Source organism: Amycolatopsis sp. NPDC049252 (assembly GCF_043197175.1).
In the GTDB taxonomy this organism is placed as follows: Bacteria; Actinomycetota; Actinomycetes; order Mycobacteriales; family Pseudonocardiaceae; genus Amycolatopsis.
The window spans coordinates 42,300-55,961 of sequence record NZ_JBICSQ010000061.1 but is presented as its reverse complement, the minus strand read 5'-3'; the positions used below and the strand labels follow the sequence as shown (position 1 = coordinate 55,961).

Sequence of the window (13,662 nt, the reverse complement as noted above, 5' to 3'; positions counted from 1 at the left end):
GGTCCGCGGTCCCGGCGGCGAGCACGACCTCGACGTCCAACCCGCCGAGGGCCTCCAGCACGACGGCCAGGCTGCTGACCCCGGACATCACCGGCACCACCGTGCCGAGCGTGACGGCGATCCGCGGGCGGTCCGGGCGGCGCAACGCCCAGTCCGGCACGACGGCGCCGCCGTTGAAGGGCACGAACCGCATCGCCCACCACGGGACGCCGTCGCGCTCGTCGGGGTGCTCCTGGCCGGCGGCCAGCCCGCCCATGCTGGGCGCGCGCGGGTCGACCCTGGCGAGCACGGCCGGTTTCGCGTCGCCGATGCCGAGCTTGGCCCGCATCAGGTCGCTGACCTCGTCCTCACCGAAGACGTGGTGCTCCGCCCGCCAGTCCGCGTCGCGCACGGACCACGAGACCCGGTTGCCGACCTCCAGCGCGGGCACGCCGAGAGCCGCGGCGGCGAGCATCCCGGCGGCGTGGTCGGAGGTGTGGACGACGAGGTCGGCGCCGAACAGCCGCCCGGCCTCGATCGTGCCCTCGGTCATGGTCACGGTGAACAGCCCGAAGGGATTGCCCGCCCGCCGGGCCAGCCGGTACTCCTCGGGGAGCTCGTCCTCGGGCGTGCCGTGGCCCGCGACGCTGCCCATCAGGTCGTTCCAGACGTCCCGCTGCGGGAAGACGTCGTAGGCGGGCAGCCCGGCGCGTGCGCCGGCGTCGACCATCTCGGAGGACGTCGCGAGCAGGACCTCGTGGCCGGCGGCGCGCGCGGCCCAGATCAGGGGGATGAGCGGCAGCGTCAGGCCGTAGCCGGGGGCGGTCGCGAACAGGATCTTCACCCGGCGAGCCTCCCAGATCCCACGGCCGGGCCGTGACCTGGGGAACAGCCGTGCGGGTGGCTGGGGTGGTGCCGGATGCCGCGTGGGACACTGGAGGAGTTATGACTGCCCTTCCGCTTGTTTTCGACGCCCCCAAGCGTGGCCTGCCGCCGCGCCACCTCGCCGACCTTTCGGTGGCCGACCGCGCGGCCGCGGTGGCCGAGCTGGGGGAGAAGCCGTTCCGCGCGAAGCAGCTGTCGAACCACTACTTCTCGCGCCTGACGGTCGACCCGGCGGAGATGACGGACATCCCGGCGGCGTCGCGCTCGAAGCTGGTCGAGTCGCTGATGCCGACGCTGCTGACCGAGGTCCGCGCGCTGGCGGCCGACGACGGCGCGACCCGCAAGACGCTCTGGCGCGCCCACGACGGCACGCTGCTGGAGAGCGTCCTGATGCGCTACCCGGACCGCGCCACGCTGTGCATCTCGAGCCAGGCCGGCTGCGGCATGGCGTGCCCGTTCTGCGCGACCGGCCAGGGCGGGCTCGACCGCAACCTGTCGACGGCGGAGATCGTGGACCAGGTCCGCTCGGCAGCGGCGGTCATGCGCGACGGCAAGATGCCCGGTGGCCCCGGGCGGCTGTCGAACATCGTCTTCATGGGCATGGGCGAGCCCCTGGCCAACTACAAGCGCGTGGTGGCCGCGGTCCGGCGGATCACGGATCCCGCGCCGGGTGGTCTGGGGATCGGGCAGCGTTCGGTGACGGTGTCGACCGTGGGCCTGGCGCCGGCGATCCGGAAGCTGGCTGACGAGAAGATGCAGGTTCGCCTCGCCGTGTCGCTGCACACGCCGGACGACGAACTGCGGGACACGCTCGTGCCAGTGAACGAGCGCTGGTCGGTTGACGAAGTTCTCTCTGCCGCGCGGTACTACGCCGACACCTCAGGGCGCCGGGTCTCGATCGAGTACGCGTTGATCCGGGACATCAACGACCAGCCGTGGCGTGCCGAATTGCTCGCGAAGCGGCTGCGCAAGCACTTGGGCCAGCTGGTCCACGTCAACGTCATCCCGCTGAACCCCACCCCGGGCAGCAAGTGGGACGCGTCGCCGAAGCCGGTCGAGCGCGAGTTCGTGCGCCTGGTGAACGCCGGCGGTGTCGCGTGCACGGTGCGGGACACCCGCGGCCAGGACATCGCCGCGGCCTGTGGGCAGCTGGCCGCTGAAGGCTGAGATTTGTTGGTTTCGATGGTGGAGTGTTTGTCGTGATGTATGCCCCCAGCCTGTTGGATCCGGCTGCGGACGAGCTTCGGCTCGGGAACGTGGTCGGTCGCGGTGCCACCGAGATGGCCCGCGAGGCGCGGACGCTGTTGGGTGAGCGGTTCAGCTCGGTGACATTCATGTATGTGCTGATGCGGGCGTTCGAGGTGGAGTACATCGCGGCGCGGGATGCTGCGCGGTGGCATGAATTCCATGACGGACCGCGGACGCTGTCGGACGCTGACCTGGAGAAACTGCTTGCTCCGTGGCTTGATCGCTGATCGGCCCCCTGAGATGGGTGCCCGCGACCTCGTCGGCTCGAACCCATAACAGCTGGACACCGCCCGGCACCTGAGCGTGTCCAGCTGCCACTTGAACCAACGACCCGCCCCTGGCTCCGCACCGCCCGCATGTGGGCCCGGCCCGACGGCCCGGAGGTCTGTCAGAGAGACTGGGGGCCAGTGCCCGCCCTCTCGACCTGGAGCCTTTGATGCCGCAAGGGACTGTCCGCTGGTTCGACGCCGAACGTGGTTTCGGCTTCCTCGCGCCCGAGGACGGCTCGCCGGACGTGTTTGTGCACGCCTCCGAGATCGTCGGGGACGGCGGCGCGAAAGCGCTCCGCGAGGGTCAGGCCGTCGTGTTCGAGGTCGGCGAGAACGACCGCGGGCCCGAGGCGCTGCGCGTTCGCGTCACCGCCGATGCGGCCACCGGCAGCGCCGTGGGCCTGCTCGGCACCGTCAACTGGTACGAGCCGGGCAAGGGGTACGGCTTCGCGTCGCCGGACGGCGGCGGCGCCGACATCTTCGTGCACAGCTCCGCCATCGTGACCGGCGGCGTGGTCACCGAGGGGCAGCGGGTGGCCTTCCTGATCGTCGAAGGCGAGCGCGGCCCGCAGGCCGGGCACGTGATCCCGCTGGGAGCAGGGGCCGGCGCACCCGCTGCGGCTGGTATCGCGGACGGTGCCGACGGCACGGTGGCCTGGTACGACGAGGACAAGGGCTTCGGCTTCATCAACCCCGACTCCGGCGCCGGGGATGTCTTCGTGCACGCCCGGGCCCTGGCCGAGGGGCTGACGTGGCTCGCGGAGGGCGACCGCGTCGCCTACGAGGTGGCTAGTGGAGACAAGGGCCCGCAGGCCCGCGACGTGCACCTGGTCCGGGGCGCCGAGCCCAAGACGGCGCCGCAGCGGTCGGCACCTGCCGCGGCCGCAGGGCCGGCGGCGCGGGACGTGCCCGTACGAGGCGGCGAGGGCGTCGTCGCGCGCTACGACGGCGACCGCGGCTTCGGCTTCATCACCCCGGACGCAGGCGGCGACGATCTCTTCGCCCACGTGTCCGTGATCCTGGGGTCGGAGCCGCTGCAGAAGGGTGACCGGGTCCGGTACGCGGTGCGTCAGAGCGACCGGGGTCCGCAGGCCGACCGCATCGAACGCATCTGACGAGGCGGCCTCTGGCCAACTACAAGCGCGTGGTGGCCGCGGTCCGGCGGATCACGGATCCCGCGCCGGGTGGTCTGGGGATCGGGCAGCGTTCGGTGACGGTGTCGACGGTGGGTTGGCGCCGGCGATCCGGAAGCTGGCGGACGAGAAGATGCAGGTGCGGCTGGCGGTGTCGTTGCACACGCCGGACGACGAGCTGCGGGACACGTTGGTGCCGGTGAACGAGCGCGGTCGGTGGACGAAGTTCTTTCTGCCGCCCGGTATTACGCCGACACGTCGGGGCGGCGGGTGTCCATTGAGTACGCGTTGATCCGGGACATCAACGATCAGCCGTGGCGGGCCGAGCTGTTGGCAAAGCGGCTGCGCAAGCACTTGGGTCAGCTGGTGCACGTCAATGTCATTCCGTTGAACCCGACGCCGGGTTCGAAGTGGGATGCGTCGCCGAAGCCGGTGGAGCGCGAGTTCGTCCGCCTGGTGAACGCCGGTGGTGTGGCGTGCACGGTGCGGGATACCCGGGGCCAGGACATCGCCGCGGCTTGTGGTCAGGTGGCCGCTGAAGGCTGAGTTGTTCGTTTCTGTGATGGAGTGTTTGTCGTGAAGTATGCGCCCAGCCTGTTGGACCCGGCTGCGGAGTCGTTGAAGCTGGCGGACTTCGCCGGTGCGACGGATGTCGCCCGGGAGGCGCGGTCGTTGTTGGGTGAGCGGTTCAGTTCGGTGACGTTCATGTACGTGTTGATGCGGGCGTTTGAGGTGGAGTACACCGCGGCGTGTGATGCGTCGCGGTGGCACGAGTTCCACGGTGGGCCGCGGGCGTTGTCGGACGCCGACCTGGAGAACCTGCTCGCTCCGTGGCTTGACCGCTGATTGTGTGCAGCCGGTTCGGACGGCGCGAACCGGACTCAGCGCCCCAGAGCCTTCTCGATCTCTGCCGAACACTGGGACCTGGTTCCTGCGCTACTCCTGCCGACGTTGACGATCGCGCCGCGGCCGCGTTCGCCATGGCAGGAGCGAAAACGGTGGTGAGAAGGTAGGGCGCTTTCGCGTTGAGGGCGAAGGCTGTGTGGAACATGTCCTCGGTCGGCGCGAATCCGCCGTCGGCGTTGTTGACCAGGACGTCGGCGGTGCCGTTCTTGGTCGCTTCCCGCGTTGCGGCGATCAGCCGCCGGATCTCGGCGGGAACGGTGGGGTCGGCGATGAGTGCGACCGCTTGGCCGCCGGCGGACTCGATGGTCTTGCGAGTTTCGGTGGCTCGCTGCTCGTCGCGACCGCAGACGACGATCGCGTACCCGTCTTCGGCCAGCTTTCGGGCGGTTGCCCGCCCGATCCGCTCGTCGAACCCGTGACGAGGGCCCAGGAAATCGGCGCTTCCTTCAGTTGACGATGAGGACTAGCCGGCCGCGGACGTGCCCGGTTTCGGCGGCGTGGTGGGCTGCGGTGATGTCGGCCAGCGGGTAGGTCCGTTCGACCGGGAGCCAGAACTTGCCGGCTTCGATGAGCTTGCCGATGGTGGCGAGGGCGTGGAAGGCGTTGCCGTCGGCGAAGCCGTTGCTGAAGTGGACGCCGTGCTGCTCGGCGCCGGTGAAGTCGGCGACGGTGATGACGTTCTTCGCTTCCCCGCCGGTGAGGGCGATGAGCTCGGGCAGCACGCCGTTGCCGGCGACGTCGAGGGCGACGTCGACGCCGTCCGGAGCGAGGGCGCGGACGCGGTCGGTCATGCCGTCGCCGTAGGTCACCGGTTCCGCGCCCAGGGTGCTCAGGAAGCCGCTGTTGCGGGCGCCGGCGGAGCCGATCACCCTTGCGCCGCGGGCGAGGGCGAGCTGGACGGTTGCGGTGCCGACACCGCCGGAGGCGCCGTTGACGAACAGGGTGGTACCGGTGGTGACGTGGAGCTGGTCGAGGCCGCGGGTGGCGGTTTCGAGGGCGGCGGGAATGCCGGCGGCGTCGACGAACCCGAGTGACGGCGGGATGATCGCCCGGAAGGTCAGCAACGCGAACTCGGCGGCGGCGGCTTGGTCGTCGGAGATGCCGAAGACGCGGTCGCCGACGGCGAGGTCGGTGACGCCGTCACCGATTTCGTCGACGATGCCTGCGACGTCGGCGCCGGTGGTTTGGGGGAGAGTGGCGCCGAAGCTGAGTTCGCCGCGGCGGATCTTGGTGTCGCTGGCGCTGATCCCGGCCGCGTGGACCTTGATCCGGACCTGGCCGGGGCCGGGGTGCGGGTCGGGCAGGTCCACGATCTGCAGGACCTCGGGGCCGCCGTACTGCTTGAACTGCACTGCTTTCATGGTGATCGTCTCCTGTCAGACGTTGCGGCTGTGGGGGGTCTGCTGCGTGTAGTCGACGTCCCAGTCCTCGACACCGATGGCGATGATGCGCTGCGGGTGGACGCGGATCATCGCGTTGTCGTGGTGGCCGGGGGTTTCGACGTCGGTGAGCGCCTCGGCGTGCCCGCGGATCTCCAGTGAGCGGACGCGCCAGGGGTCGGTGCTGGGGACGTCGTCGATGACGAGGGCGATGCGTCCGTTGTCGGCGACGTTGCGGAACCGGCGGCTCTTGCGGAGGTTGAGGCCCATCAGGTCGATGGTCTGCGTGTCGGGGTTGTAGGTGAAGCCGACCGGGCTGACCTGGAGGGTGCCGCCGGGCTGGGCGGTGGCCACGCGGCACAGCGGCTGATCGGCCAGGTACTGGATTTCCTTTTCGGTGAACATGTGTCTCCTCGGGTCGGTCAGTGGGTGAGGGCGGGATCGACGGTCAGGGGGCCGCTGCGGAAGAGCCCGGCGGCGAGCAGCGCGCCGGCGAGGAACAGGGCGGCGGCGATCCAGAACACGAAGTGGTAGCCGGCGAATGTCGCGGCAGCGAGGGTGGCGGGGTCGCTCGCGGTGGTGGCGTGGGCGGTGAGGTAGCTCGCGGTGGCGGTCGCGCCGAGGGAGCTGAACACGGCCAAGCCGATCGAGCCGCCGACCTGCTGGGTGATGTTGGCCATCGCGGACGCCACGCCGGTTTCGTGCGGCCGGACGCCGCTGGTGGCCGCGTTCTGTCCTGGCCCGAAGACCATGCCGAGACCGAGACCGATGACGAGCAGGCCCGGAAGCACACCTCCGGTGTAGGTCGAGCCGGCGTCGAGGCCGGTGAGCAGGACCATGCCCACCGCGGCGAGGAGACTGCCGAGCGGCACCATCGGGCGAGGTCCGACGCGGGGGAGCAGCACCGCGCCGGAGAACACCGCGCCGGCCATGACCAGGACGACCATGGGCAGGAACGCGAGGCCGCTCTGCACCGGCGTGAACTTCAGGGTGTCGGCCAGGTAGTAGGTGACGAAGAGGAACACGGCGAAGCCGCCGGTACCGGAGATCCCGATGGTGAGGTAGGACGCGCCGCGGTCGCGGTCCAGGACCACCGACAGCGGTAGCAAGGGGTCCCGGACCCGGCGTTCGACCACGACGAACGCGACGACGAGAAGTGCGCCGAGCGCGGTCGGGCCGAGGGTCCAGGCGTCGGTCCAGCCGCGGGTGGCGGCGTTGCCGAGGCCGTAGACGATGCCGAACAGGCCGAGCAGGGCGAGAACGGTGCCCGCGACGTCGAGCCGGGTGCGTTCCGGGTGGACGTGGTCGACGAGGAAGACCAGGGCGCCGGCGATGGCGACGGCGGCGATGACGACGTTGACGTAGAGGCACCAGCGCCAGGACAGGTTCTGGGTGAGGACGCCGCCCAGGAGCAGGCCGAGTGCGCCGCCGGCGCCGGAGATGGCGCCGAAGACGCCGAAGGCGCGGCCGCGTTCGTCGGCGTTGCCGGCGAAGGTCACCGAGACCATGGCCAGCGCGGCGGGGGCGAGGATCGCGGCGAAGGCGCCTTGGGCGATCCGGGCGATCAGCAGGAGGGTGAACCCGTCCGCGGCGCCGCCGAGGGCGGAGGCGGCCGCGAAGCCGAGCATGCCGATGACGAACAGGCGTTTGCGTCCGTAGAGGTCGCCGAGGCGGCCGCCGAGGAGCAGCAGGCTGCCGAAGGCGAGGGCGTAACCGGTGACGACCCATTGGCGGTTGTCGTCGGAGAACGCCAGGTCGTGCTGGGCGGTCGGCAGGGCGATGTTGACGATCGTGGAGTCCAGGATGACCGTCAGCTGCGCCAGGCTCAGAACGACGAGCGCGAGCCACCGGTTCGGGACGGCTTCGGATTTCATGGGGGACCTTCGCTCGCTCACGGACTTGACTTACCGACGTTATATTAACTTACCGATGATAAGTCAAGTGTTGCCGGGTAAGGTGCTCGGTCATGACCAACGACGTCCTCTGGCTGCGGGACGAGCCGCCGCGACCGCCGAGACGGAGCACCCCGCTCACCCTCGAGCGGATCATCACCGCGGCGATCGCCGAGCTCGACGCGTCGGGGGCGGAACGGCTGACGATGCGCAAGCTCGCCGAACGGCTCGAGGTGACTTCCACCGCGCTCTACTGGCACGTCGCGACCAAGGAAGACCTGCTCGACCTCGCGCTCGACCACGTCGTCGGCGAAGTGCCGGTGCCCCCGCCCGGCTCGGAGCCCCGGGCCGGGCTCCGGACGCTGCTCGTCGGCTGGCGCGCCGCGATGCTCGCCCATCCGTGGTCGCCCGCCCTGCTCGGCCGCCCGCTGCTCGGACCCAACGTGCTGGCGCGCACCGAGTTCATCCAGGCGAAGCTCGTCGAGGCCGGGCTGGCCGGGCTGGAACTCGCGGCCGCGACCCGCACCCTTGCCGGCTTCGTGCTCGGGGCGGCGATGGCGGACGCCACCTGGCGCCGGCTGGACGACCCGGCCGCGATCGCCAAGGTCCGCGCGTACATCCTCGATTCCGCCGAGCGCTATCCGACCCTCAGCACGTCCGGGTTCGTCGATGCCGGGTGGCCGGACGACGAGCTGTTCGTCTTCGGTCTCGACCGGGTGCTCGACCAGCTTCTCGCCAGGACCTGATCGCGGATCTCGGCGGGATCGCCGTTCTGCTCGAACGACACCACCGCGCACCGATTTCATGTGCTCGTGGTCGCGAAGACGTGCCCAACGCCGGCCAGGTCGTCGAGGTGGGCCTCGGTCACCGATGCTTCACTCACTGCGAGCTTGCGTGCGCCGCGGGCGTTCCCGCGCCCGGCGGTCGCCTTGCGCGGCACGGCCAGGAACCCGGAATCGCGCCGACCCTGATGTATGCGCCCGGCCCGGGAAGCGAGGTGGAGTAAACAGCGGCGTGCGAAGCGTCGCGGTGGCACGAGTTCCACGGTGGGTCGCGGGCGTTGTCGGTCGCCGATCTCGAGGCGGTGCCGGCTCCGAGGCTCGATCGGTGACCATTTCGATTCGGGGAAGCGCTTTACCGGTGAGCCTCGCGGGAATTACCCTGTAGTCGCGGGGCGGCCGGCGGACGACCTTCGTCGGTGCGGCACCGAGTTTCGGAATTCGTGTCGAAACGAGGGGGAAAGATGACACCCACACCTGCCGGCGTACTCCCGGTGACGAATCTCGCGGAATCCGACGGTCGTTCCGATGCCGGCCGCGAGGTCCGGACCACCGCCGCGCTCACCGTGACGCGGCTGGCCGAGCGTGACGAACACGGTGGCACCGGCCGTGGCGTGACCATGTACAACGAGGCCGGTTCGACCGCCGCGAAACCGCACTGACCGGCGGAACAGGCGGTTCGATGCCCCGCGGGCCCGTTCCCCGCACCTGCCTGGTGTCGATGCCGTGGCACTCGCTGCACCGCCCTTCCCTCGCGCTCGGCGTACTGCGCGCGGCGTGCGCACGGGAGGGACTTCCGGTCCCGGTTTCCTACCACGGCAGTCTCGCTTTCGCCGACCTGATGCTGCGGGCCGGTCTGACCGTGGGCGATTACGCGGAAATGGCGGACACCGGGTTCCACCATTCGCTCGGTGAATGGATCTTCGCGGGCGCGCTCAACGGACCCGATTTCGGATATGCGGGCATGCGGGATCTGGCCCGTCGGGCCGGACTGCCCTTCCGCGTCGCCGCGGCGGTTCGTGAGCTCGCGGAGGAATTCACCGATCAGGCCGCCGACGCGATTCTCGACGGCGAGCCGGAACTGGTCGGCTTCAGCGCGACCTTCAGCCAGACCATCGCCAGCCTCGCCGTCGCCCGGCGGATCAAGGACCGGCGGCCCGGCGTGCGGATCCTGGTCGGCGGCTACTCGGCCGACGGTCCGATGGGCGTGGCGCTGCACCGGGCGTACCCGTTCGTCGACTACGTCCTGCGCGGCGAGGCCGACGTGACGTTTCCGAAACTGCTTCTGGCGCTGGCCGAATGCCACGCGACCGGCACCCGCGACGCCCTCGACGACGTGCCCCAGCTGTGCTGGCGTGACGACGACGGCGCCACCCGGGTCAGCCCGTGCCCGTCCCGGCTGGTCCCGCCGACGTCGATCACGACACCCGACTACGACGACTGGTTCGCCGCCATTCCCGCCTCCGTCGCCGCCCGCGTCGAACCGGAGCTGGTGGTGGAGTCCTCCCGCGGCTGCTGGTGGGGCGCGAAACACCACTGCGTTTTCTGCGGTCTCAACGGCACCGCGATGACCTACCGGGCCAAGCCGGCCGGGTCCTTTGTGGACGAGGTGCTCGGGCTGGTGCGCCGGCACCGGGTCCTCGACGTCACCACGATCGACAACATCCTGCCGAACGAGTACTACCGGTCGGCGCTGCCGGAGCTGGCCGCCGCCGGCCACGACCTGCGCATCCACTACGAGATCAAGGCCAACGCGCAGGTCGAGGACGTCGACGCGCTGCGGGCGGCCGGGGTGTGGGAGGTCCAGCCCGGCGTCGAGAGCCTGGTCGACGACGTCCTGCACCGGATGCGCAAGGGTGTCCGCGGGGCGCACAACGTGCGGATGCTGCGCGACGGTGCCTCGGCCGGGCTCACCATCGCCTGGAACTGGTTGTACGGGTTTCCGGGCGAACGCGTGGCGGACTACGCCGCGGTCGTGGCCCAGCTGCCCGCCCTGGTGCACCTGCAACCGCCCAGCGGTGCGGCACGGATCGCCCTGCAACGGTTTTCGCCGAACTTCGACGACCCGCGCCAGGGCTTCACCGAGCGCCGCCCGGCGGCGGGCTCGCGCCTCGTCCACGACATCGACGACCCGGAGCGGCTCGCCGAGCTCGTCTACTCCTTCGACACCCCGGACCAGGGGCTCACGGCCGAGGAGGTCAGACCGCTGGTCGACGCGCTGGCCGCGTGGACGGCGGGGTATCCGGGGAGCGCGCTGATCGCCCGCACCATCGATGACGTCGTGGTGATCCGGGACCGGCGCCACGGCTGGGCGCCGGCCGACCACGTGCTCGAGCACCCGCGGGAAATCGCGGCGTGGCGAGCACTGGAAACCGGCCGCGCCCCGCTCCGGGTGCTCGCCGAACAGCACCATGAACAGCACCACGAATGGGACCCGGACGACTTCGACCGCTGGCTCCGCCGGCTCGAGGAGGCCGGTCTGGTCTTCACCGACGGCACCTTGTGGATCACCCTGGCCACCTCGCCCGCCCTGGCGCGGAAAACCTGCCTGCCGTTGCCGCTGCTCGCGCCGTCCGCCTGAGAAGGAGCACCATGCGTACCCTGTCCGCTCCGCACCCGGCGTGGCCCGAGACGGTCGAACTCGGCTTCGGCCGCATCGACGCCGATCCCGGCGGCGCACTGCGTCTCGTGGCCGGACTGGCCGGGCGCGCGCAGGGGCTGCGGCTGCCGGAGCCGTTCGCCTTCGGCGATTCCGCGCACCGCGACGCGACGATGGTGCGCCTGCTCGCCGCCGCCGCGGCGGCCTTCGTCCCGATGGACTGGACCTTGCGCGAGCCGTTGCCGGACACCGTTCCAGCACGCGCTTTGTGCCATCTGCCGCCACCACGAGGTGACGGGGAAACCGGCCGACGCTGGCGTGAAACCCACGGCGTGGGCAGCTGCACCTACCGGTACGGCCCGGGGTTCGTCCTCATCCACGACAGCCGCCCGGGCGGGCCGATCAACCGCGTCCACGTCGAAGCCGGCTGGGTCGGCGCGTTCCGGACCCTGGCCGGCACGGACCGGCCGCCGTCCGGCGGGACCGCGGCCGATCTCGTCGACCAGCTGGCGGCTCACCAGCTCGCCCTGCGGTTCGACGACGGGTACGCCGTGGTCCTGCCCTACCACGCGGATCGGCGTCCGCCACCCGGCCGGGTGATCCCGCCGGCGAAGCCGGGCCCGTGACCGACGCCTCCCCGGAAACGTCGACGGCCGGGCTGCGCGGGCACCGCGCGTTCCGGTTCCTGTGGACCGCCGACGCCGCCTCCCAGCTGGGCACCGCCGCCGCGACCGCTTTGGTGCCCCTGCTCGCCGCGACCACCCTCGGCGCCACCCCGCTGCAGATGGGACTGCTGACCGCGGCGGAGACCGTGGCGTTCCTGGTCATCGGCCTGCCCGCCGGGGCCTGGATCGACCGGACCCGCCGCCGCCGCGCGGTGCTCGTCGGCGCCGACCTCGTCCGGGCGCTGCTGTTCTTCGGGCTTCCGGTGGCGGGCTGGGCCGGTGTGCTGGACTTCGGGCAGCTGCTCGTCACGGCGGTGCTCGTCGGTGTCGCGACCGTTTTCTTCGACGCCGCCTACCAGGCGTACCTGCCGGTGGTGATCGGGCTGGAGAACCTGGAAACCGGCTACGCGCGCCTGCAGATCACCTTGTCGGTCGCCGCGGCCGCCGGGCCCGGCATCGGCGGCCTGCTCACCCGCGTGATCGGTGCCGCCTCCGGGCTGGTGCTCACCGGGGCGGGCTACCTGGCCTCGGCGGCGCTCCTGTCGCGCGTCCGGGCCGACGTGCCGCCGATACCACCGCGGCCGCGGGAAGTGCGGCTGCGCACCGAAATCGCCGAGGGTCTCCGCTACATCGCCGGTCACCGCCAGCTCCGCCCGCTGGCCCTCGCGAGTTCCGTCGCCGCGTTCTTCACCGCGGGCATCATGTCCATGGAGATCCTGTTCTTCACGCACGACCTGCACCTGGACGCGGCGGGCGCGGGCGTGCTGCTGGCCCTGTCGGGCGTGGGCAGTGTCGTCGGCGCCGCGACGACCGGCCGCTGGACCCGCCGCCTCGGGGCGGCTCGCGCCAACTGGCTGGTGCCGGTGCTGACGTGGCCGCCCCACCTGCTGCTCCCGCTCGCCCAGCCGGGACCGGTCGGCCTGGTACTGGCCGCCACGGGAATCGTCGTCCACGCCGCCGGTGGCACGACCTACAACGTGATCGTGATGACCCGGCGCCAGCACCTGACCCCGGACGCCCTGCGCGGCCGCGTCCACACGAGCATGCGCGTGCTCATCTGGGGCACCATGCCCCTCGGCGCACTGGCCGCGGGATTCCTCGCCGAATCGGCGGGTACGCGCGCGACCCTGACCGTCGCCGTCGCCGGAATCCTCGTCGCGATCGTGCCCGCGGCCTGGTCCGCCCGCGACCACGCTGCTCCCTGACGTCCCGCGGGAGCCGGGCCTGGCGGGCGGAGTAGCGTGCAGGGTGCGCGATCCGCCGAAGGTTTCTTTTCTGCTTCTGTGATGGAGAAATTGTCGTGATGTATGCCCCGAGCCTGCTGGATCCGGCCGCGGACGAGCTGAAGCTCACGGATTTCACCGGTGCGACGGACGTCGCCCGTGAAGCCCGGTCGCTGCTGGGTGAGCGGTTCAGCTCGGTGACGTTCATGTACGTCCTGATGCGAGCGTTCGAAGTGGAGTACACGGCGGCGTGTGATGCTTCGCGCTGGCACGAGTTCCACGGTGGGCCGCGGGCGTTGTCGGACGCCGACCTGGAGCAGCTGCTCGCTCCGTGGCTCGACCGCTGACGGCTTCGAGCCGCCGGTAAAGCGCGTCGAAAATGTTTTCCGGCGATTCGTTCGACGGTTTTGTGCTGCAACCGATCGGCGATTCTTGACGACGTTCGAGCGCGAGTGCGCGGCCATCCCGTTGTCCTTGCGGGTGCGCCGGTCGAGGTCGGCCAGGTCGATCCGGCCCCGGGTGTGCAGCCGGCCGGTGACGTGCACGACCCGGTCGGTGACGTGCTCCAGCAGCAGGTTCGTGAGCAGGAACGGCCCGGTGTACGACGCGGGCGCCGGCCCGGGCCGGCGCCCGTACGTTGATCACGCCGAGGCCACGGCCCGCGCCGGGCCGGGGGAAGGACACGCTCAGCCACTGACTGGCAGA

At 71.0% G+C, this 13,662-nt stretch carries 14 protein-coding genes and 2 pseudogenes; 11 read left to right on the top strand and 5 right to left on the bottom strand.

The window, feature by feature from the left end; translation table 11 throughout:
• Positions 1-823: glycosyl transferase (locus tag ACGFMK_RS37265; RefSeq protein WP_392773630.1), on the bottom strand; the 823-nt coding region annotated here is incomplete at its 3' end.
• A gap of 101 nt (positions 824-924) precedes the next feature.
• Between ACGFMK_RS37265 and rlmN the strand changes: the two genes are divergently transcribed.
• The 5 genes and pseudogenes from rlmN to ACGFMK_RS37240 all read left to right on the top strand — a co-directional run bounded on the left by rlmN (position 925) and on the right by ACGFMK_RS37240 (position 4,360).
• On the top strand, positions 925-2,031 hold the full coding sequence (rlmN, locus tag ACGFMK_RS37260) for a 23S rRNA (adenine(2503)-C(2))-methyltransferase RlmN (RefSeq protein ID WP_392773628.1): 1,107 nt from the start codon (positions 925-927) through the stop codon (positions 2,029-2,031).
• Positions 2,032-2,063: 32 nt separating this feature from the next.
• Positions 2,064-2,339, top strand: coding sequence for a hypothetical protein (locus ACGFMK_RS37255; RefSeq protein WP_392773635.1), 276 nt, complete (start codon positions 2,064-2,066; stop codon positions 2,337-2,339).
• Between the two features lie 209 nt (positions 2,340-2,548).
• On the top strand, positions 2,549-3,496 hold the full coding sequence (locus tag ACGFMK_RS37250; protein ID WP_392773626.1) for a cold-shock protein: 948 nt from the start codon (positions 2,549-2,551) through the stop codon (positions 3,494-3,496).
• Between the two features lie 8 nt (positions 3,497-3,504).
• Positions 3,505-4,060 (top strand): annotated as a pseudogene (locus ACGFMK_RS37245) (radical SAM protein); the annotation flags it as partial.
• Positions 4,061-4,090: 30 nt separating this feature from the next.
• Positions 4,091-4,360, top strand: coding sequence for a hypothetical protein (locus ACGFMK_RS37240; RefSeq protein WP_392773624.1), 270 nt, complete (start codon positions 4,091-4,093; stop codon positions 4,358-4,360).
• A 175-nt stretch (positions 4,361-4,535) separates the two neighbouring features.
• Here the strand turns inward: ACGFMK_RS37240 and ACGFMK_RS37235 are convergent.
• The 4 genes and pseudogenes from ACGFMK_RS37235 to ACGFMK_RS37220 form a co-directional block, all read right to left on the bottom strand.
• Positions 4,536-4,775: pseudogene (locus ACGFMK_RS37235) on the bottom strand (SDR family NAD(P)-dependent oxidoreductase); the annotation flags it as partial.
• A gap of 91 nt (positions 4,776-4,866) precedes the next feature.
• The gene (locus ACGFMK_RS37230) at positions 4,867-5,781 is read right to left on the bottom strand and encodes an NADP-dependent oxidoreductase (RefSeq protein WP_392773622.1); all 915 of its coding nucleotides are present in this window, start codon (positions 5,779-5,781) and stop codon (positions 4,867-4,869) included.
• A gap of 15 nt (positions 5,782-5,796) precedes the next feature.
• Positions 5,797-6,204: a PPOX class F420-dependent oxidoreductase gene (locus ACGFMK_RS37225; protein ID WP_392773620.1), complete on the bottom strand. Its 408-nt coding sequence runs from the start codon at positions 6,202-6,204 to the stop codon at positions 5,797-5,799.
• Between the two features lie 17 nt (positions 6,205-6,221).
• Positions 6,222-7,673, bottom strand: a complete 1,452-nt coding sequence (locus ACGFMK_RS37220; protein ID WP_392773618.1) for a DHA2 family efflux MFS transporter permease subunit — start codon at positions 7,671-7,673, stop codon at positions 6,222-6,224.
• Between the two features lie 92 nt (positions 7,674-7,765).
• On the opposite strand from ACGFMK_RS37220, the gene ACGFMK_RS37215 reads away from it, so the two are divergent.
• From ACGFMK_RS37215 to ACGFMK_RS37190, 6 genes are all read left to right on the top strand, one after another.
• Entirely contained in the window at positions 7,766-8,437 is a 672-nt protein-coding gene (locus ACGFMK_RS37215; protein WP_392773616.1) for a TetR/AcrR family transcriptional regulator, read from the top strand.
• A 497-nt stretch (positions 8,438-8,934) separates the two neighbouring features.
• Positions 8,935-9,132 carry a hypothetical protein gene (locus ACGFMK_RS37210; protein WP_392773614.1) on the top strand — a complete coding sequence of 66 codons (198 nt, stop codon included), beginning with the start codon at positions 8,935-8,937 and terminating at the stop codon, positions 9,130-9,132.
• A 20-nt stretch (positions 9,133-9,152) separates the two neighbouring features.
• Positions 9,153-11,051, top strand: coding sequence for a RiPP maturation radical SAM C-methyltransferase (locus tag ACGFMK_RS37205; RefSeq protein ID WP_392773613.1), 1,899 nt, complete (start codon positions 9,153-9,155; stop codon positions 11,049-11,051).
• Between the two features lie 11 nt (positions 11,052-11,062).
• A complete protein-coding gene (locus ACGFMK_RS37200; protein WP_392773611.1) occupies positions 11,063-11,695 on the top strand; it encodes a DUF5825 family protein in 633 nt (210 codons plus the stop codon).
• Entirely contained in the window at positions 11,692-12,939 is a 1,248-nt protein-coding gene (locus tag ACGFMK_RS37195; RefSeq protein ID WP_392773609.1) for an MFS transporter, read from the top strand. The genes ACGFMK_RS37200 and ACGFMK_RS37195 overlap by 4 nt, the downstream gene beginning before the upstream one ends.
• 98 nt (positions 12,940-13,037) lie before the next feature.
• Positions 13,038-13,304: a hypothetical protein gene (locus ACGFMK_RS37190; protein WP_392773633.1), complete on the top strand. Its 267-nt coding sequence runs from the start codon at positions 13,038-13,040 to the stop codon at positions 13,302-13,304.
• Positions 13,305-13,662 lie beyond the last annotated feature (358 nt).

Bases quoted from the DNA above. Each gene is read 5' to 3' on its own strand.
- ACGFMK_RS37210 (WP_392773614.1), top strand. From the start codon at position 8,935: ATGACACCCACACCTGCCGGCGTACTCCCGGTGACGAATCTCGCGGAA.
- rlmN (WP_392773628.1), top strand. From the start codon at position 925: ATGACTGCCCTTCCGCTTGTTTTCGACGCCCCCAAGCGTGGCCTGCCG.
- ACGFMK_RS37250 (WP_392773626.1), top strand. From the start codon at position 2,549: ATGCCGCAAGGGACTGTCCGCTGGTTCGACGCCGAACGTGGTTTCGGC.
- ACGFMK_RS37190 (WP_392773633.1), top strand. From the start codon at position 13,038: ATGTATGCCCCGAGCCTGCTGGATCCGGCCGCGGACGAGCTGAAGCTC.
- ACGFMK_RS37200 (WP_392773611.1), top strand. From the start codon at position 11,063: ATGCGTACCCTGTCCGCTCCGCACCCGGCGTGGCCCGAGACGGTCGAA.
- ACGFMK_RS37205 (WP_392773613.1), top strand. From the start codon at position 9,153: ATGCCCCGCGGGCCCGTTCCCCGCACCTGCCTGGTGTCGATGCCGTGG.
- ACGFMK_RS37215 (WP_392773616.1), top strand. From the start codon at position 7,766: ATGACCAACGACGTCCTCTGGCTGCGGGACGAGCCGCCGCGACCGCCG.
- ACGFMK_RS37225 (WP_392773620.1), bottom strand. From the start codon at position 6,204: ATGTTCACCGAAAAGGAAATCCAGTACCTGGCCGATCAGCCGCTGTGC.
- ACGFMK_RS37230 (WP_392773622.1), bottom strand. From the start codon at position 5,781: ATGAAAGCAGTGCAGTTCAAGCAGTACGGCGGCCCCGAGGTCCTGCAG.
- ACGFMK_RS37220 (WP_392773618.1), bottom strand. From the start codon at position 7,673: ATGAAATCCGAAGCCGTCCCGAACCGGTGGCTCGCGCTCGTCGTTCTG.